The sequence below is a fragment of the Azohydromonas caseinilytica genome, from assembly GCF_012927045.1.
GTDB classification, from domain to species: Bacteria; Pseudomonadota; Gammaproteobacteria; order Burkholderiales; family Burkholderiaceae_C; genus Azohydromonas; species Azohydromonas caseinilytica.
Genome location: NZ_JABBFW010000013.1, coordinates 108,352 through 126,443, shown reverse-complemented (window position 1 = coordinate 126,443; position 18,092 = coordinate 108,352). Strand labels below are relative to the sequence as shown.

General features: G+C 74.6%; 16 protein-coding genes. 10 read left to right on the top strand and 6 right to left on the bottom strand.

The annotated features are described in order from the left end of the window. The first annotated feature begins 379 nt into the window (after positions 1 to 379). The 7 genes from HHL10_RS18150 to HHL10_RS18120 all read left to right on the top strand — a co-directional run bounded on the left by HHL10_RS18150 (position 380) and on the right by HHL10_RS18120 (position 9,663). Positions 380 to 1,333: an FHA domain-containing protein gene (locus HHL10_RS18150; protein WP_169161805.1), complete on the top strand. Its 954-nt coding sequence runs from the start codon at positions 380 to 382 to the stop codon at positions 1,331 to 1,333. Next, positions 1,330 to 5,253, top strand: coding sequence for a TOMM system kinase/cyclase fusion protein (locus tag HHL10_RS18145; protein WP_169161804.1), 3,924 nt, complete (start codon positions 1,330 to 1,332; stop codon positions 5,251 to 5,253). Before HHL10_RS18150 ends, HHL10_RS18145 begins: the two co-directional genes overlap by 4 nt. 46 nt (positions 5,254 to 5,299) lie before the next feature. Continuing rightward, a complete protein-coding gene (locus HHL10_RS18140) occupies positions 5,300 to 5,647 on the top strand; it encodes a BMA_0021/BMA_0022 family TOMM bacteriocin (protein ID WP_169161803.1) in 348 nt (115 codons plus the stop codon). 20 nt (positions 5,648 to 5,667) lie between these two features. Continuing rightward, positions 5,668 to 6,021 (top strand): BMA_0021/BMA_0022 family TOMM bacteriocin, encoded by a 354-nt coding sequence (locus HHL10_RS18135; protein ID WP_169161802.1) that lies wholly within the window; start codon positions 5,668 to 5,670, stop codon positions 6,019 to 6,021. 4 nt (positions 6,022 to 6,025) lie between these two features. Continuing rightward, the gene (locus HHL10_RS18130) at positions 6,026 to 8,179 is read left to right on the top strand and encodes a TOMM precursor leader peptide-binding protein (protein ID WP_169161801.1); all 2,154 of its coding nucleotides are present in this window, start codon (positions 6,026 to 6,028) and stop codon (positions 8,177 to 8,179) included. 98 nt (positions 8,180 to 8,277) lie between these two features. Beyond that, a complete protein-coding gene (locus HHL10_RS18125) occupies positions 8,278 to 8,643 on the top strand; it encodes a DUF2946 family protein (RefSeq protein WP_169161800.1) in 366 nt (121 codons plus the stop codon). 132 nt (positions 8,644 to 8,775) lie between these two features. Further along, positions 8,776 to 9,663 (top strand): copper chaperone PCu(A)C domain-containing protein, encoded by an 888-nt coding sequence (locus tag HHL10_RS18120; RefSeq protein WP_169161799.1) that lies wholly within the window; start codon positions 8,776 to 8,778, stop codon positions 9,661 to 9,663. Positions 9,664 to 10,009: 346 nt separating this feature from the next. On the opposite strand, the gene HHL10_RS18115 is transcribed toward HHL10_RS18120, so the two are convergent. Then, complete coding sequence (locus HHL10_RS18115; protein WP_169161798.1) at positions 10,010 to 10,951, bottom strand: helix-turn-helix transcriptional regulator; 942 nt, start codon at positions 10,949 to 10,951, stop codon at positions 10,010 to 10,012. Between the two features lie 129 nt (positions 10,952 to 11,080). On the opposite strand from HHL10_RS18115, the gene HHL10_RS18110 reads away from it, so the two are divergent. Both HHL10_RS18110 and HHL10_RS18105 read left to right on the top strand, forming a co-directional pair. Beyond that, the gene (locus tag HHL10_RS18110) at positions 11,081 to 11,767 is read left to right on the top strand and encodes a helix-turn-helix transcriptional regulator (RefSeq protein WP_169161797.1); all 687 of its coding nucleotides are present in this window, start codon (positions 11,081 to 11,083) and stop codon (positions 11,765 to 11,767) included. Positions 11,768 to 11,881: 114 nt separating this feature from the next. Further along, a complete protein-coding gene (locus HHL10_RS18105) occupies positions 11,882 to 12,250 on the top strand; it encodes a VOC family protein (protein ID WP_169161796.1) in 369 nt (122 codons plus the stop codon). An 11-nt stretch (positions 12,251 to 12,261) separates the two neighbouring features. On the opposite strand, the gene HHL10_RS18100 is transcribed toward HHL10_RS18105, so the two are convergent. The 5 genes from HHL10_RS18100 to HHL10_RS18080 all read right to left on the bottom strand — a co-directional run bounded on the left by HHL10_RS18100 (position 12,262) and on the right by HHL10_RS18080 (position 15,527). Beyond that, complete coding sequence (locus tag HHL10_RS18100) at positions 12,262 to 13,347, bottom strand: PEP-CTERM sorting domain-containing protein (protein ID WP_169161795.1); 1,086 nt, start codon at positions 13,345 to 13,347, stop codon at positions 12,262 to 12,264. A 97-nt stretch (positions 13,348 to 13,444) separates the two neighbouring features. Next, a complete protein-coding gene (locus HHL10_RS18095; protein ID WP_169161794.1) occupies positions 13,445 to 13,921 on the bottom strand; it encodes a methyltransferase family protein in 477 nt (158 codons plus the stop codon). 102 nt (positions 13,922 to 14,023) lie between these two features. Beyond that, entirely contained in the window at positions 14,024 to 14,308 is a 285-nt protein-coding gene (locus HHL10_RS18090) for a DUF3072 domain-containing protein (RefSeq protein WP_169161793.1), read from the bottom strand. A gap of 97 nt (positions 14,309 to 14,405) precedes the next feature. Further along, positions 14,406 to 14,978 (bottom strand): NnrU family protein, encoded by a 573-nt coding sequence (locus HHL10_RS18085; RefSeq protein WP_169161792.1) that lies wholly within the window; start codon positions 14,976 to 14,978, stop codon positions 14,406 to 14,408. An 87-nt stretch (positions 14,979 to 15,065) separates the two neighbouring features. Further along, a complete protein-coding gene (locus tag HHL10_RS18080; protein ID WP_169161791.1) occupies positions 15,066 to 15,527 on the bottom strand; it encodes a hypothetical protein in 462 nt (153 codons plus the stop codon). Between the two features lie 406 nt (positions 15,528 to 15,933). Here HHL10_RS18080 and HHL10_RS18075 point away from each other — a divergent pair, with 406 nt between their 5' ends. Continuing rightward, positions 15,934 to 17,958, top strand: a complete 2,025-nt coding sequence (locus HHL10_RS18075) for a diguanylate cyclase domain-containing protein (RefSeq protein ID WP_169161790.1) — start codon at positions 15,934 to 15,936, stop codon at positions 17,956 to 17,958. The last annotated feature ends 134 nt before the right edge of the window (positions 17,959 to 18,092 follow it).

The window sequence follows — 18,092 nt, the reverse complement described above, 5'->3', positions numbered from 1 at the left end:
CCCGCGGCACGCACGCTGGCTGCGGAGCGTGCTGTCCCGCGGCACTGCGCCGTATCGCGCGACGCCTTGCGGCCTGGCCTGCGACAAGCAGGCGCAGCGCTCGCACACCCTGGGCCTGGCTCTGCTGGCGGCGCTGGCGGCCTGAGCCGGCAGGGTGCGCGCTTGGGCCTGAGCTCGATCCGACCCCGAGGGCCCGGCGCCGGACGACGCTTCTTCCCGGCCCGTGCCGGGCGGATGCTGGGGCCATGGCGCCGCCGCCTGTGCGAAGCGGCGCGTTGCATCGCGGGCCACGCCATGGGCGGCCCTACACTTCTCCCCCTTATTCGGGCGCTTTGCATGGGGCGCCTTGTCATGGTCGACGGGGGAGGAGTCTGGGCTCATGGGGATGCTGCGCAACAGCGAAAACGAGGACCGCGTCTTGCTGCGCGGCAATCACGTCTTCGGGCGCCATCCAGCGCGTTCGGACACGGTGCTCCCCAACCGCGAGGCCTCGCAGCTGCACGCGATGTTGCGCTGGCGCGACGGTGGCTGGTTCGTCACCGACCACAGCCGCAACGGCACGCTGATCGACGGCCGGCGCCTGCCGCCGGGCGAGGCGGTGCCGCTGGCGCTGGGGCAGGTGCTGCGCTTCGGCCCGGGCGCGGCCGACTGGGACGTGGTGGACCTGTCGCCGCCCGGCCCGGCGTTGCTGCCGCTGGACCCGGTGCGCCCGCCGCTGTGGCTTTCGCGCCACAACCTGTTGCCCGACGCGGAGGCGCCGGAGCTGGACCTGTACGAGCTGGACACGGGCCTGTGGATGCTGGAGCAGCAGGGCGAGCTGCGCAGCCTGCAGGACGGCGACGAGCTGGAGCTGGGCGGGGCGCGCTACCGCCTGGTGGTGCCGCAGGAGGTGGACGAGACGCGGGCCGTGGTGCAGCAGGCCGAGCCGCTGCTGCTGAGCTTTCGCGTCAGCCTGGACGAGGAGCACACCTGGCTGCAGGTGCGCCGGGGCCTGCAGGCGGCCGACCTGGGCGAGCGCAGCCACCACTACGCGCTGCTGACGCTGGCGCGCCAGCGCCTGGCCGATGCGCGCGCGGGGCTGGACCCGGCCGCGCAGGGCTGGCTGGAGCGCCCGCGGCTGGCGCGCATGCTGGGCATGGACCCGCCGCATCTCAACATCCAGATCTTCCGCGCCCGCGACCAGCTGATGAACGCGCTGGCCGGGGCCAGCGGCTTGGCGCAGGTCATCGAGGGACGCCGCGGCGGGCTGCGGCTGGGCCCGGTGGCCTTCGAGATCCATCGCGGCTCGCAGCTCGAAGGCCGCATGGACCCGGCTTCGGACGCCCTGGCATGAGCGCCGCCGTGATGCCGCCGGCGCCGGCCCCCGCGCCCGTGCCGGCGCGCAGCGGCGAGCCCGCCGCCCCCGCGGGCTACGCGCTGCTGGAGCGCCTGGGCGAGGGCGCTTCGGGCGTGGTCTACAAGGCGCGCCAGCACAGCACCGGCCAGTGGGTGGCCATCAAGTTCCTGAATGCCTCGCCCGGGGCCGACGCGGCCACGCGCGAGCGCCGCCGCGCGCGCTTCGCCCGCGAGACGCGGTTGTGCGCGCAACTGCACCATCCGCACATCGTGCGCCTGCTCGACCAGGGGCAGACCGAGCGCGAGGAGCTGTTCGCGGTGTTCGAGTTCGTGCCGGGGCAGACGCTGCGCGACCTGCTGCTGCACCACGGGCCGCTGTCGGCGCCGCAGGCCGGCGAGCTCATGGGGCAGGTGCTCGACGCGCTGGTGGAGGCGCATGCGCAGGGCATCGTGCACCGCGACCTCAAGCCGCTGAACATCATGGTCACGCGCCGCGGCGAGCGCATGCACGCCAAGGTGCTGGACTTCGGCATCGGCACGCTGGCGGCCGAGCTCGGCGCCGCGGCCTCCGGGGAGCTCACGCTCAGCGCCGAGACGGTGGGCACGCCGCGCTACAGCGCGCCCGAGCAGCTGCGCGGCGAGCCGCCGACGGTCAAGTCCGACCTCTACGCCTGGGGCCTGATGCTGGTGGAGTGCCTCACCGGCTCGCCGGCCGTGCGCGGGCAGACGCTGGCCGAGGTCTACCACGAGCACCTGAGCCCCAACGAGCTGCCGCTGCCCACGGGGCTGCTGGGCCATCCGCTGGGCGAGCTGCTGCGGCGCGTGCTGAGCAAGCAGGCGCGCGAGCGCGGCGATGCCGCCGGCGCCTACGCGCGGCTGCGCGAGCTGCCGCTGCACCAGCTGGTGGGGCGCCTGGCGCCCGAGAGCGGCGACCTGGACGTCACCGCCACCGCCGTGGCGCCGCTGGCCGCGGAGCGGCGGCAGATCACGATGCTGGCCTTCTCGCTGGAGCTGGCGGCCACGGGCGCGGCGGCGCCGTCCGACGCGGCGCTGGAGGCCATGGAGGAGCTGCTGAGCGACCAGCTGGCCCAGTGCCAGGACGTCTGCCTGGCCTTCGGCGCGCACCTGGCCGGCGCGCTGGGCGGCATGCGGCTGGCGTATTTCGGCTATCCGCAGGCCAGCGACAGCGCCGCGCGCCGTGCCGCCAGTGCCGCGCTGGAGCTGGTGACGCGCATCGCGCAGCGCGGGCGCCGCATCGAGACGCGCGCCGCAGTGCGGCTGGAGCTGCGCGTGGCGCTGCACGCGGGCGTGATGCTGGTGCGCCCGGGGCAGGTGCCCACGGGCCTGGCCGCCGGCGTGGTGGAGCGGCTGCTGCAGAGCACCGCGCCGGGCCACATCGCGGTGAGCGACCGCGCGCGCCACCTGCTGGAGCGCCACTGCCTGCTGGAGGAGGCGCCGGGGCTGGCGTTGGCGCAGGAGGACGGGCAGGCCGCGCCCGCCTGGTACTTGTGCGCCGAGCGCCGGGCCGACGGCCCGGCCGGCCCGGGGCCGCAGCATGCGCCGCTGGTGGGGCGCGGGCGTGAGAGCGCGGCGCTGGCCGGGCTGTGGCGCCGGGTGGCGGGGGGCCGCGGCGGCGCGCTGCTGCTGGTGGGCGAGCCGGGCATGGGCAAGTCGCGCCTGGTGCAGGCGCTGTGCGACGGCGTCAGCGACGAGCATGGCCGCGCCTGGGTGGTGCAGTGCCTGCCCGAGCAGCGCCACAGCGCGCTCTATCCCTTCCTGCGCTGGCTCTCGACGCAGCTGGGCCTGCATGAGGCCGCCGATCCGGGCGCGCGGCTGCAGCTGGAGCTGGACCGGCTGGAAGTGGGCGGCGCGCAGGCCGGCGCGATTCTGGCGAGCTGGCTGGGGCTGCCGCTGCCGCCGCAGTCCGAGGCGCTGCAGCACGCGCCGCAGCGCCAGCGCGGCATCGTGCTGCAGGCGCTGCAGGCGCTGCTGGGCGCCATGGCGCGCGGGCCGGCCATCCTGGTGGTGGAGGACGTGCACTGGGCCGACCCCACCAGCCGCGAGCTCATCGAGCGGCTGCTGGCCGACGGCGGCCGCCCGGGCCTGGGCGTGGTGCTGACCAGCCGGCCCGAGAGCGATTTCCGGCCTGCCGTGGAGACGCTGCGGCTGCAGGGCCTGGCGGCGCCGGAGGCGCAGGAGCTGCTGCGCCACTGGCCGGGGCTGCAGGGGCTGCCCGGGGCCGACATCGCGCGGCTGGCCGCGCGCGCCGACGGCAACCCGCTGTTCCTCACCGAGCTGGCGCGCGCCTGGCTGGACCCGCGCACCGGCACCGGCGGCGGCGCCACGCCGTCCATCCCGCCGAGCCTGCAGGAGGTGCTGGCCCAGGCGCTGGACCGGCTGGGCCCGGCCAAGGAGACGGCGCAGCTGGCCGCGGCCATCGGCCGCGAGTTCGAGCCCGCGCTGCTGGCGCAGATCAGCGAGCGCGACGAGGCCGCGGTGGACAGCGACCTGGAGCAGCTGTTCCTGGCCGACCTGGTGGAGCGCCAGCGCCGCGTGCAGGGCGAGGCCTACGTGTTCCGCCACGCGCTGGTGCGCGACGCGGCCTACGACTCGCTGCCGCGGCAGGCGCGCACCCAGGCGCACGAGCGCATCGCGCTGGTGCTGGAAGAGCAGCCGGGCTGCGCGCCGGGCACGCTGGCGCGGCACTTGGCCCTGGCCGGCCGCTTCGAGCGCGCCGTGCCCCACGGGCTGCGCGCGGTGAGCGAGTCGCTGGCGCGGGCGCAGTACGAGGAAGCGCAGGGCCAGATCGAGGCGCTGCGGCCCTGGGTGGCCGAGCTGGCGCCGGAGCCCGCGCGCACGGCCGCGGAGCTGGACCTCACGCTGCTGGAGACGCATGCGCTGATGTCGAGCCTGGGCTGGGCCGACCCGCGCGTGCGCGCCGCGGCCGAGCATGCCGACGCGCTGCTGGACCGCCAGGGCGCCGCGCAGGGCGACCCGGTGCAGCGCGCCGCGGCGCTGTGGGCGCTGGGCACCTTCCACCATGTCGCCGGCGAGCGCGAGCGCGTGCGCGAGCTCGCGGCGCAGCTGGTGGGGCTGGCGCAGGGCTGCCCCGAGACGGTGTCGCTGCAGCGCGCGGCCTACACGCTGCAGGGCGTGGGCCAGTGGATCGACGGGTCCTACGCGCAGGCGGCGCGCACGCTGGAGCTGGTGGCGGCGCTGCCGCGCGCCGAGGGCACCGAGGACGCGGCGCGCTTCGGGCTGGACTGCCGCTGCTGGAGCCTGGCCTCGCTGGCCAACGTGCGCTGGTTCCTGGACGACGACCGCGAGGCGGCGCTGGCGCTGGCGCAGTCGGCCGTGGCCGAGGCCGAGGCGCTGGGCCACATGCCGACGCTGGGCCTGTGCCTGATGTACCTGGGCATGCTGCACCAGCACGGCGAGGACCGCGCCAGCGCGGCGCAGGCCTGCGAGCGGCTGCTGGCGCTGTCCTCACGCTACGGGCTGCCGGCGGTGGAAGCCTACGGCCTGCTGGTGAACTGCTGGGCGCGCGACGACGAGGCCACATTGGCGGCGATCCTGGAGCGGCTGGACGCCATGGGCTGCCTGCTGGGGCAGACCTATTTCAAGTCGCTGCGTGCCGACATCGCGCTGCGCGCGCGCGACGCCGCGCGCGCGGCCGCGCTGCTCGACGGCTGCGTGGCACAGGCCGAGCGCGGCGGCGAGCGCTACTTCATGCCCGAGCTGCTGCGGCGCGGGGCGCTGGTGCTGCTGGAGCTCGGTGGCGAGGACGCCCCGGTGCAGGCGCAGGCGCTGCTGCTGCGCGCGTGCCGGATGGCCCAGGACATGGGCATGCGCTTCTCGGAACGCGAGATTCGTCGGCAGATCGGGGCGCTGCCGGCGCCGGGCCTGGAAATGGCCTGACCCCAAGCCTGCACCCCACCCACAACAAACCATCACGAGGGTCCCGTTGAAGAGCAACGACACCGAACTCGATACCTTTGACCACTTCATCGCGTTCCGTGCCGCGGTGATGCAGGCGATCGCGCTGGCCTGGCGCGACAAGGCCTTCTACGACCAGCTGGTGACGGACCCCAAGCGGGCGCTGAAGGAGGGGGTGGGCTACCGCTTCCCCTTCAACATGGAACTGGGCGTGGACGTGGACAACGCCAGCTGGGAGCCCAACACCGTGGGCGACTGGCGCGTGACGCGGCGCAATGCGCTGGAGATGGTGCTGCCGCCGGCCCCGCCGGTGGAGGAGCAGGTGGAGGCGCTGGCTGCCTTCAACGCCACGCACATCACCTTCCTCAACGGCTGACTCACCAAAGGACACGCACCATGCCCCGCAACAACCAGATCCCGTCCTACGACTCGCTGCTGGAGTTCCAGGAGGTGTACCTGCGCGCCGTGGCCCTGGCCTGGACCAACGCGCAGTTCAAGCAGGACTTCCTGGCCGACCCCACCGGCGCGCTGGCCAACTACTTCGGCTACCAGTGCCCCTGGAACGTCGACCTGAAGGTGCGCGAGGCCACCGGCCCCGGCCAGGGTTGGGACGCCAAGAAGAAGCAGTGGACCCTGCCGCCGGTGCGCACCACCTTCGGCGTGCCCGTGGCGCCCAAGGTCGAGGAGCAGCTCATCGCCTTCGCCGCCTACAACTGCGCCGGCCCCACGTACCTCTTCACCTGCTGCTGAGGCCATGGCGCCACCGGCCCTGGGTCCCTCCCGTGACGACGTTCCGCGCTGGCACCCCGGGCTGGCCTTGGCCGTCATCGACGAGCACACCGTGTTGCTGCACGGCGAGACGCGTCGCGTGGTGCTGCGCGGCGCGGCCGTGGTGGCCGTGGCGCCGCTCATCGACGGCCGCCGCAGCGTGGCCGAGATCGCGCAGGTCCTGGCCCCGCGCCTGGGCCTGGGCGAGCTCGAAGTCGGCTACGTGCTGCAGCGCCTGGCCGACGGCGGCCACCTGAGCGCGGGCGCCGCCGCGCAGGTGCCCGCGCCGCTGGTGGCGCTGACGGCGCTGGAGCCGGGCAGCTGGCCGGTGGCGCTGGCGCTGGAGGCCGCGGGCCTGCGCGTGGCGGCCACCCCGAACGCGCCGGTGGCGCTGGAGGTACTGGTGTGCGCTGACCTGCTGGACGAGCACGTGGGCCGGCACCTGGCCCGCGCGCGTGCGGCCGGGCGCAGCGTGCTGCTGGCGCGACCCGGCGGCGCGCAGCCCACCATCGGCCCGCTGCTCGATGCCTCGCCCGGCCCCTGTTTCGACTGCCTGCTCCACGCCGTGGCCTGGAACCGCCCGGCGCAGCGCTTCGTGCAGCAGCGCCTGGGGCAGGCCTTCACCACCCCCGCGTCCACCGAGCCCGCCACCGCCGCCACCGCCGCGGCCTGGCTGGCGCAGGCCGTGCGGCAGGCCGCCGGCGGCGAGCGCACGCTGCGCGAGGCGCTGCTGAGCTTCGATCCGCACACGCTGGCCACGACCCGGCATGCCGTGCGCCGGCGCCCGCAGTGCCCGACCTGCGGCGACGCGCACCTGATGGCGGCCCAGGGCTTCCGCGCCCCGGCGCTGCAGTCGCGCTTGGCCGCCGAGCGCACCGACGGCGGCCACCGCTGCCGCAGCCCGGAGGAGACGCTGCTGGCGCTGCGCCCCCTGGTCAGCCCGGTCACGGGCGCGGTGCAGTACCTGCATCCCATGCCGGGGCGCCACACCGCGCGCCGGCAGGTCTACGTCAGTGGCTACCCGGTGTGCCCGCAGACCTGGCCCAGCGACAACGGCTTCGACAAGATCTGCGCCGGCAAGGGCCGCAGCCCGGCGCAGGCGCAGGCCAGCGCGCTGTGCGAGGCCATCGAGCGCGCCAGCAGCGTGTGGCAGGGCGACGAGGCCGTGCTGCTGGCCACGCGCGCCGCGCTGGGCGAGGAGGCGCTGAGCTTCGAGACGCTGCAGGGCTTCAGCGCGCGCCAGTACGCGCGGCGCGAGTGCATCAACGCCACCACCACCGACCGCCGCCGCCAGGTGCCGCTGCCCTTCGACGACCAGGCCCGCATCGCCTGGACGCCGGCCTGGCCGCTGGACGGCGGGCCGCGCCGCCTGGTGCCCCTGGCCTACTGCTACGCCGAGACGCCGCCCGGCCAGGGCAGCGCCTTCGGCATCTACAACCCCAACGGCACCGCCGCGGGCAACGTGTTCGAGGAGGCGGTGCTGCAGGGGCTGCTGGAGCTGGTCGAGCGCGACGCCACCGCCATCTGGTGGTATCAGCGCCTGGCGCGCCCGGCGCTGGACCTGGAGCGCATCGACGACGCCTTCGTGCAGGCGCTGCGCGCCGACTACCAGGCCTCGGGCTGGTCGGTGCAGGTGCTGGACCTCACGCACGACCTGGGCATCCCGGTGTACGCCGCGGTGGCGCGGCACGAGGGCAGCGACCGCCACGCGCTGGGCTTCGGCTGCCACCTGCAGGGCCCGATCGCGCTGAGCCGCGCGCTGACCGAGCTGAACCAGCTGCTCGACGAGCGCCCCGACGCGCCGCCGCCCTGGGACCGCGCGCTGCTGCCGCGCGCCCCGTTCCTGGAGCCCGCGGGCAGCGTCGCGGGCGCGCTGCCGGTGCTCTCCGACGGGCTGGACCTGCGCGAAGACATCGGGCAGTGCTGCGCCCGGTTGCGCCGCGCCGGCCTGTCGCCGCTGGTGGTGGACAAGAGCCGGCCCGACCTGGGCCTGGCGGTGGCGCAGGTGATCGTGCCGGGCCTGCGCCACTTCTGGCCGCGCTTCGGCCCCGGGCGGCTGTACGAGGTGCCCGTGGCCATGGGCTGGGTGGAGCGGGCCGCGCCCGAGGAAATGCTCAATCCGGCGCCGCTGTTCCTGTGACGCGGTAGTGGCGGCAGCCGGGCTGCGGCTCCCCTTGGGCCGGCCCGGACAAGCCGCCCCGGCAGGCCGGCCTTGCACCCTCTCTAGAATCTCCCGCCATGCCGTCCGCCGCGCGCCTTCGCCGTCCCCAGCGCCTCGCCGCACTGGTGGCGCTGCTGCTGGCGCTGCTGGTGCAGGCCTTGTGGATGCCGCGCATGGCCGTGGCGCAGGCCGCGGGCGTGGAGGTGTGCTCGGCGCAGGGCCACCGGCGCATCGCGCTGCCGTCCGAGGACGGCCATCCCCAGCATCAGCACGGCCTCGACTGCTGCTGCCCGGCCGGCTGGGCCGCGGCGCCGCCGCCCGAGGCGGCAGCCGTGGCGCTCCTTGCTCACCGCCAGGCTCCGCCGGCCGCGCCGCCGGGCGCCGCGCCCTCGCTGGACTGGTACGCGCCGCTGTCGCGCGGCCCGCCGCTTTCCTTGCATTGACGCATCCCGATGCCGGCCGGTTCGCACCCGATGCGGACATGGCCCGGCCCTGATCGTTGACCCGGGCTTCACTCCTGTCCCAGGCGCGGCAGAGCGCCGCCACCGAAGCCCGACCCCCTCAAGGAAAACGCCATGCCAGTTTCTTCCCGCCACCTCGTCCTGGCCTGCGCCTTCGCCGCGCTGTCTCCCCTGTGCGCCCAGGCGCATGTCACGCTGCCGCCGGGCGGCGCCACCGCGGGCAGCGTCTATCCCGCCTCGTTCCGCGTCGGCCATGCCTGCAAGGACGCCGCCTCGACCACTGCCATCCGGGTGCGGCTGCCCGAGAGTTTTACTTTCATCGACGCCCAGCCGCGGCCGGGCTGGACGCTGAGCAGCGGCGCGCGCGAGGTGTCCTGGAAGGCCGACAGCGCCCAGGCCGCGCTGCCGGCCAACGAGAAGGCCAGCTTCACCCTGCGCGGGCGCCTGGCGGACAAGCCCGGCACGCTGTGGTTCAAGGTGCTGCAGAGCTGCGACCAGGGCAGCGCCGATTGGGCCGAGATCCCGGCTGGCAGCGGCCCCGCGCCGGAATTCCCCGCGGCGCGGCTGGACGTGCTGCCCGCCGGCGTGGCGCCGGTGGAAGTGCGCGACGCCTGGGCCCGGCCCACGGTGCCGGGGCAGGGCGGCACGGGCGTCTACGCCAAGCTCACCGCGGGCGCCGGCTCGCGGCTGGTGGGCGGCTCCACCCCGGTGGCCGAGCGTGTCGAGGTGCACCAGATGTCGATGGAAGGCAACGTGATGCGCATGCGCGAGCTGGCCCAGGGCCTGGAACTGCCGCCGGGGCAGGGCGTCGAGCTGGCGCCCGGCGGGGTGCACCTGATGGTCACCGGCCTGAAGCAGGCGCTGGCCGCCGGTACTTCGATGCCACTGACGCTGCGCTTCGTCGACCGGGATGGGCGCGAGAGCACCAAGGAGCTGCAGGTGCCGGTGCAGGCCGTGGGGCCGGGCGGGGCGGCTGGAGCAGCCGGGGCGCATCGGCATTGAGGCGCTGAAGGCGGGCGCGTCGGTGCGGGTCGGAGGCGTCCGGGAAGATGGCGGCCTCGCGGCGGCCCGGAGGCCGAGGCGCCACGTCTTCTACATCGTCATTCCCGCGCAGGCAGGGAACCCAGGCAGTCCCCGAGCCGGCCGCAAGTTGCTTGGCCGGCATGTCCGGGAGTAGTCGTTTCGTGATGCCTGCATCTGCTCTTGCGCGCTGACGTGGGACCGCCTGGGCGCCCACCAAGGGTGGGCGCCTACGCGGGGATGACGAGGTAATCAGCGAGGCCGACCAGCTCTCAGCCAACGTCCACCACTTGCCCCGGACAGCACTGGGCCTGTGCGTCCACAGACCTCAGCCCTCTACCTCCCGCCCCGTCTCCCTCTCTCCCGCCCCTTCGGAGCCGCCCGCCTCGTCCCGCGCCGCCGCGCCCAGGTACCTGCTCAACCCGTCCTCCAGCTCCACCTGCCACGCCTGCGGGCTGAGGATGCGCAGGTGCGGCATCCAGTAGCGCACGATGGGCAGCACCTGGCTGGCGTGGGCGGCCTGCACGGAGACGACCAGGCTGCCGTCCTCCAGCACCTGCTCGATCTTCTGGCTGGCGATGAGCTTGCGCCGGCGGAAATGCGGCGCGGCCTCGGCGCTGATGCGCAGCACCACGCGCTCGCGCGCCTGCCACAGCACCTCGTCGTCGGCCAGGACGCGCTCGGTGCCCGGGTCGGGGCTGAAGCCCTGCGCCGACACCCGCAGCCCCTGCATGCGCGCCAGCGAGAAGGTCTTGAACTGCCCGTGGTCGCGCGCCGCCAGATACCACGCGCCCTTGTGGCGCAGCAGCCGGTAGGGCTCGATGTCGGCATAGGCCTGCAGCCCCTCGTCCTTGCGCAGCTCGAAGCCGATGCGCCGGTGCGCAACGATGGCGTCCTCCAGCGGGCGCGCCAGCGCCGGGCGCTCGCGCTGCGCCGCGGCGCTGCCGGCCAGGAAGGCGCGCTGCACCCGCGCCTCGAACAGCTCGCGCGGCACGTCGGCCGGCAGCAGGCCGCGCACCGCCGCCAGCGCGGCCAGGTGCTCCACGTCGCGCGTGCCGAGGCGCCCGGCGAAGGCGGCATCCAGCCGCCAGGCGCCGCCCTCGCGCTCCAGCGGCAGGAAGGACAAGCGCCGCCCCAGGTCACGCCGCAGCGTGCCGGCGCTCACGTCCAGCTCGGGCGCGAGCGCGGCGGGCGAGAGCCGCTCGCCGTGGTTGAGCTTCATCAGCAGCAGCGCCAGGCGGCGCACCAGCGGGCTGTCTCGGGCAGGCATGGGCAGGAAGAGGCGTTGGGCACTGCGCCGCCTCGGCAACCGCCATGCCGCCGCGGCGTGCCGTCAGGGGCCCGCGTGGTTGCGCCCGCCACAATCGCGCTCCCCGCCGCCCGCCGCCTGGAGATGCCCTTGTCCCGTTCCGAACGCCTGCTGGACCTGCTGCAGCTGCTGCGTCGCCACCGCCGGCCGGTGGGCGGCGCGGCGCTGGCGCAGGAGCTGGGCATCAGCCTGCGCACGCTGTACCGCGACATCGCCACGCTGCAGGCGCAGGGCGCGGGCATCGACGGCGCGCCGGGCCTGGGCTACGTGCTGCGCGAAGGTTTTACGTTGCCGCCGCTGATGTTCTCGGTGGAGGAGGTGGAAGCGCTGGTGCTGGGCTCGCGCTGGGTGATGGAGCGCGGCGACGCCCGCCTGGGCCTGGCCGCGCGCGACGCGCTGGCCAAGATCGCCGCGGTGCTGCCGCCGCCGCTGCGGCGCGAGCTCGACGACAGCGCGCTGCTGGCCGGGCCCGGCGCGCCGCTGGCGGGCAGCGAACTGCTGGGCGCGCTGCGCGACGCCATCCGCCAGGAACGCCGGCTGGACCTGGACTACCGCGACGCTGAGGGCCGCGCCAGCGTGCGCACCGTCTGGCCCTTCGCGCTGGGCTACTTCGACCAGGTGCAGGTGCTGGTGGCGTGGTGCGAGCTGCGCGGCGCGATCCGCCACTTCCGCACCGACCGCATCGCCGCGCTCAGCGCCCGCGCCGAGCGCTACCCGCGGCGGCGCCAGGCGCTGCTGCGGGCCTGGCGCGAGCAGGAAGGGGTGGGCGAGCCGTAGGCGAGGGACGTGCACTGGTGCGCGGCGGCGTCGCGCTGCTGACGGAAATTGACAGGGGCTGCCGCCACCATGAAGGCCTTGATCACTGCTTCACAACGCTTCAGGAGGCCTGTCATGACCGATCCCAACTTCTTCCTGCTCTACGTCCGCAACGCGCCGGAGAGTGCCGCCTTCTACGCCGCCCTGCTGGGCAAGCCGCCGGTGGAGAGCTCGCCCACCTTCGCCATGTTCGCGCTGGACTCGGGCGTGATGCTGGGCCTGTGGGGCGCGGACGGCGTGCAGCCCGCGGCCACGGCGCCGGGCGGCGCGGAGCTGGCCTTCGCCGTGAACGGCGCCGACAGCGTGGAGGCCCGCCACGCGGCCTGGAAGGCGCAGGGCATCCCGATCATCCAGCCGCCCACGGCCATGGACTTCGGCCATACCTTCACGGCGCTGGACCCGGACGGCCACCGGCTGCGCGTGTTCGCGCCGGCCATGGGCTGAAATCCCGCGGCTCAGGCGCGGCCCGGCCCCGCCGCACGCCGCCGCGCCGCGGCCCCCACCACGCCCAGCCCGGCCAGCATCAGCGCCAGCGCGGCGGGCTCGGGCACCGGCGTGGCGACGAAGCCGCGCGTCTGGCCGTTGAAGATGCCGGTGCCGGCGATCTGGCCGGCATCGTTGAGGCCGTAGGCGTAGGTCAGCTCCCACTGGCCGGCGTCCTCGGGCCGCAGCAGCCGGTTGAGGTCGCGCATGACGCCATCGGCGTACAGGAACACATGCGCCTCGGCGACCTGGGTGGCCGAGACGCCCAGAATCCAGCCGCGGGCGTTGAGGTTGGTTGCGGTGCTGTAGCTGCCGCCCAGCGTGCCCAGCAGCCGCACGCCTTGGCCGTCCCACACGGTGGCCCGGCCACCGCCGGGCAGGTCGGTGAAGCCCACGGCCCGGCCCGCGTTGTCGATGACCCCGACGTAGCTGAAGTCGCCCAGCGTGGGCAGCAGCGTGTAGCGGCCGTCCCGGTAGGTGAAGGGCCGCCGGCTGCCGCCGCCGCCGGAGAAGATCAGCTCGCCCGCGATGGTGCCGGCGTCGTTGATGTCGGCGGCCTGCACGTCGGCCTCGGCGTGCTGCAGGAAGCGCAGCGCCTGGCCGTCGTAGAGGTAGGCGGCCGAGCCCAGGCGCCCGACGGCCTGGCCCAGGTTGTTGAGGCCGTAGACCTCGCCGTCGCGCTGGTCGTTGGCGGCGAAGAAGTCCGCCCGGCCGTCGCGGTAGATGTAGGGCGTGATGCTCACGCCGTCCGGCCGGTAGGCGCTGCCCGCCACGTCGCCGCGGTCGTTGACGTCGGTGGCCACGGCGAAGGGGCCGCCGAAGGAGATGTCCAGGCCACGCAGCGTGCCCTGGCGGTACGTGACGACCTTGCCGGCGAAGTCGGTGCGGGACAGCCCCACCGCCTCGCCATGGTTGTTGATGTCGATGGCATAGCTGAACTCGTCGCCGGGCAGCACGCCGATGCTCTCGACCTTGTAGCGGGGCAGGGCCTGCGCGGCCGTGGCCCACAGGCCGGCCGCCAGCAGCACGCAGCGCAGCGGGAATGCCGTATCACGCATGGGGCACCTCCTGGAAACGTCTCGCAGGGGAAGGGCCCAGGCTAGGAGCGCGCCGGTTCCAGGGTTGTACGCGGGATGTTTCTTTCCCTGGCCGCGCTTACAGCCAGCGGCGCACGCGCCGCGCGTACGCGGCATAGCCGTCCCCGAAGCGTGCCGCCAGCGCCCGTTCCTCGGGCCGGATCTGGAAGCGGTTCATCCAGGCCACGAACAGCGGCAGCAGCAGCGCCGCCGGCGCATGGGCCAGCAGCACCGCCCAGCCGCACAGCAGCAGCAGGAAGCCCAGGTACATCGGGTTGCGGCTGAAGCGGTAGACGCCGGAAACGACCAGGGCGGACGAGGCCTGCGGCGTGATGGGATTGACGGTGGTGCGCGCCCGGCGGAAGGCGGCGACGCCGGCCAGCGCCACCGCCGCGCCCGTTGCCGCCAGGGCCAGGGCCAGCGGCACGCGCCCGGGCAGCGGCATCGTCCAGCGCGGGAACGCGCGGGCCAGGAGGAACATGCCCGCGCCGGTGATCAGCACCAGCAGGACGGGCGGGATGCGGAGTTCGAGAAGGAGGAGCGTGTCCCTGCGCATGGCTGCAGTGAGGAAAGCCGGCCGGCGGGCATTGTCGCCAGCGGCCGGGGCCGGCGTCCCCGATCCGCGCCCAGGCCGGGCGCCGGGCCGGCCGCGCCGGACTTAGTCCCCGCCGCCGTCGCCGCCGTCACTGCCGTCGTTGTCGCCCTGTCCGCCGCCGTCGCCCTGCGGCTTGCCGCGGCCGGTGCGCTGCTGCAGCTCGTCGATGCGCTGCGAGGCCTGGGCCTTGGTCAGCGTCTCGTCGAAGGGCTCCTTGGCCTCCTCGCTGAGCGTCTTGAGGTAGGACTTCTGCGCCCCGGTCATGGGTTCGTCGCCGGTGACCCAGTCCTGCGGGTCCTTCTGCATGTTGCTCTGGTCGGCTTCGGCCTGCGTGTGCTTGTCGGTCATGTCGGTCTCCATGGTATGGATGGATATCCAGTGGTGGCAACCGGCGTGCCGGCACGGTTGGAGCATGGGACGAGGCGGCGAGGGGGTTGAGGCGGCCTCAACCCAGCGGTGACACCCCGAACAGCCAGGCATGCGCCCGCGTGAGGAACAGCGCGTAGAGCAGCAGCCCGGCGCCCAGGGCGATGAGGTCGTTGGCCGGGCGCTCCGGCGCGCCGGGCACGGGGCCGCGCGGGTGGCGCTTGACGGAGATGCGGTCGGCCACGGCCCAGGCCAGGAAGCCGCCGAAGAGCAGCAGGTCGGCCAGCGTGCCGTTGGCCAGCAGGTGCGCCAGCGCCCAGAGCTTGACGGCCACGAGCATCGGGTGCTTGGCGGCGGCCCTGATGCGCCCGGGCAGGTAGGCCGCCAGCAGCAGCGGGAACACCGGCAGCATCAGCAGCAGCGCCAGGTGGCGGCTCCACAGCGGTGGGCTCCACAGCACCACGGGCGACTGCCGGGCCCAGCCGTAGCCCACGATCAGCAGCGCGAAGCCCGCCAGCGACAGGACTGAATAGAGCCCCTTCCAGGGCTTCTCGCCGTGCCGCTCGATCCAGCCCCGGCGCCACGCCGGCGCGAGGATGGACACCGAATGCGTTCCCAGGAACAGGATCAGGCCGAGCAGCAGCAGCGTCATGGCGGGTCTCCGCGACGGGGTGGGCGGCGATCATAGGCGCCCGCTGCGGTGCGCCCGCAACCTGAAGCCTTGGCGCCGGCAGCGGCCTCAGCCCCGCCCCTGCTGCAGCTGCCACATGCGCACGCACAGGTCGATGGCCCGCGCCATGGTCTCCAGGCGGTTCTGCAGGATGCAGTAGTCGGCCATCTTCACCGGGCCGGCGACGAAGCGCCGCACCTGCTGCTCCCAGTCCTCCACGGCGCCGCGCACGCGCTCCAGGCCTTCGACGGCGCGGTCCTGCGTGAGCACGCCCACGCGCTCGATCAGGGCCTGGATCTCGCGGATGCGGTCGCGCCACAGCGCCTGCAGCGAGCCCTCGCTCAGCGCCTGGCACAGGTGCTGGATGCGGGCGCGGTTGAGCTGGGTCCAGAAGTGCTGCAGCAGGTCGGCCAGTGATTCCAGCTCGCTGGCCTCGTCCTGGCGCAGCCGCGCCGGGGCGGCGGGGCCGAAGCCGGCGAAGAACGAGGTGCTGGGTGGCCGGTAGCGGGCGCGGGGATGAATGTGGGACATGGCGGCATCCTGAAAAAGCGTTCGGTGCGTCGCCGTGCCGTCCGGTGTCCTGCCACCCCGGGGACCGCGCCCGGCGCCGCGGGGTTGCGGCGGATGGAGGGCGGCGGTTTTCGAGGGTGCTGGGGCGGCGGGAGGGTGGGGCGGCGCGGCGGCTCTCGCCCGCGCCACAGCAAGCGGGTTGCCCGGCCCCCGGGGAGGGCCCCGGGCGCGATCCGGGGGGATGCGAAGCGGGGCCAAGCCGGTTCCCGAGGCCGTTTGGGGCCGCGCCGAGTGCGAAATCGCACGTTTTGCGCCTGGGCGCAGGCTCAAGTGCGGCCCCGGGATGCCGATGGGCCGGGAGCAGCCCCTGGCTGCCGGCGTGCCGTTCTTGCTGCGCTGTTCGCGGCGACGGCACGTATTTCCAGTCATGCATTCCGCTCTTTCCGATTCAAGTCCTGTTCAAGCCGCGGCCACGCCGGGCGCGGCGGCCGAGCGGCGCGTCGGCCTGGTGCTGCTGCTGGCCTGCGTGGCGCTGGTGGCCGCGGCCAGCGTGTTCCTGTGGCAGGCGCGCGAGGCCACGCTGCGGCAGGCGCGGCAGACCAGCGCCAACCTGGCGGAGTCGGTGCTCGACCATGTGGAGGCCACGCTGCGCGAGTCCGACGCCTTCATGGCGCTGGTGGCGCGCACCGTGCAGGCGCCCTACGAAGACGGCGGCGGGGCCACGCAGGCGCTGCGCGACGAGATCCTGCGCCACGTCACGGAGCGGCCGGCGCTGCACGATGTGTACGTCTACGACGCGCGCGGCGCGCTGCTGGTGAGCTCCTACGCCGTGGCGCGCTACGAGACCTCGGCGCGGGGGCGCCCGTTCTTCGAGCGGCACCGCCACAGCGCGCGCGACGACCTGCAGCTGGGCACGCCCTACCGCACCGAGCCGCATGGCGAGTGGGTGGTGCCGCTGTCGCGCCGGCTCTCGCGCCCGGACGGCAGCTTCGCCGGCGTGGTGGTGGGCGCACTGTCGGTGGAGCACCTGCAGCAGTACCTGGCGCGCTTCGAGCTCGGCCCCGACGCGGTGCTGGGCCTGATGAGCCGCGACGCCACGGTGCTGGTGCGCCGGCCCTTCAGCGAGGCCGCCATGGGGGCGAGCCTGAAGGACTCGGCCGCGTACCGCGAGCACTACGGGCACGCGGCCGCGGGCACCTTCACCTCCACCTCGCCGCTGGACGGCGTGCGGCGCCAATACAGCTTCACGCACTCGACGGCCTATCCGGTGCTGGTGGTGGTGGGGCTGTCGCGCGAGCACCTGCTGGCGTCGTGGCAGCGCTCGGCGCTGCTCAACGCCGTGGCCGTGGCCGTGGTGGTGGCCGGGCTGGTGCTGGCCGGGCTCTACAACCACCGCATGCTGCGCGCCCAGCGCCACCTCACGCGCGAGCTGCAGGGCTCGCACCGGCGCCTGGCGGAGCTCAAGCTGGCCATCAACGAGCACGCGGTGGTGGCCGTCACGGACGTGCGCGGGCGCATCGTGGCCGTCAACGAGCGCTTTTGCGCGCTGTCCAAGTTCAGCCCCGAGGAGCTCATCGGCAGCCCGCACAGCATCGTGCGCTCGGACCGCCACCCGCCGGAGTTCTTCAAGGAGATGTGGCGCACCATCGCGCGCGGCGGCATCTGGCAGGGCCAGATCGAGAACCGCGCCAAGGACGGCAGCACCTACTGGGTGGACACCACCATCGTTCCCTTCCTCGACGAGCGCGGCAAGCCGTACCAGTACATCGCCGTGCGCACCGACATCACCGAGCTGCGCCGCATCCAGCAGGAGCTGGAGGCCGCGCACGAGCACTTGGCGCACAGCAACGAGGAGCTGGCGCGGCTGGCGGCCTTCGACCCGCTCACCGGGCTGGCCAACCGGCGCCGCTTCGACGAGGCGCTGGACGAGGCCTGGCGCGGCATGCGGCGCGAGCAGCAGCAGCCGCTGAGCCTGCTGATGCTGGATGTGGACCGCTTCAAGCAGTTCAACGACGGCTACGGCCACCCCGCGGGCGACGCCTGCCTGCGCCGCGTGGCCATGGCGCTGCGCGGGGCGGTGCGGCGCCCGGGCGACCTGGCCGCGCGCTGGGGCGGCGAGGAGTTCGCGGTGCTGCTGCCCCACACCGACGCGGCCGGCGCGCGCGTGGTGGCCGAGCAGGTGCGCCGCGCGGTGCAGGCGCTGGCCATCGAGCACCGCCAGGCGCCCATGGGCCGCGTGACGGTGAGCGTGGGGCTGCACACGCTGCCCGCCGGCAGCGACGCCCCGGCCGCGGCGCTGGTGGAGGGCGCCGACCGCGCGCTCTACGCCGCCAAGCACAACGGGCGCAACCGCGTGGTGGCGCTGCAGGACCTGCCGCAGGAGCCGCCGCCCGCCCCCGGGCCGGAGCAGGCGCAGGCCACGCCGGCCCGCGTGGAGCCGCTGCCGGCGTGAACGAGTGCACGTGAGGGGCCGGCGGCTGCGCCGCGGCCGTGGACGGCAGGCCCCTGGAGCCGGGTGACAATCGAAGACCGACCCGGGCGTACTGCAGTGCGGCAAGCCCCGGGACAACGGCCGTGGTCAACCCC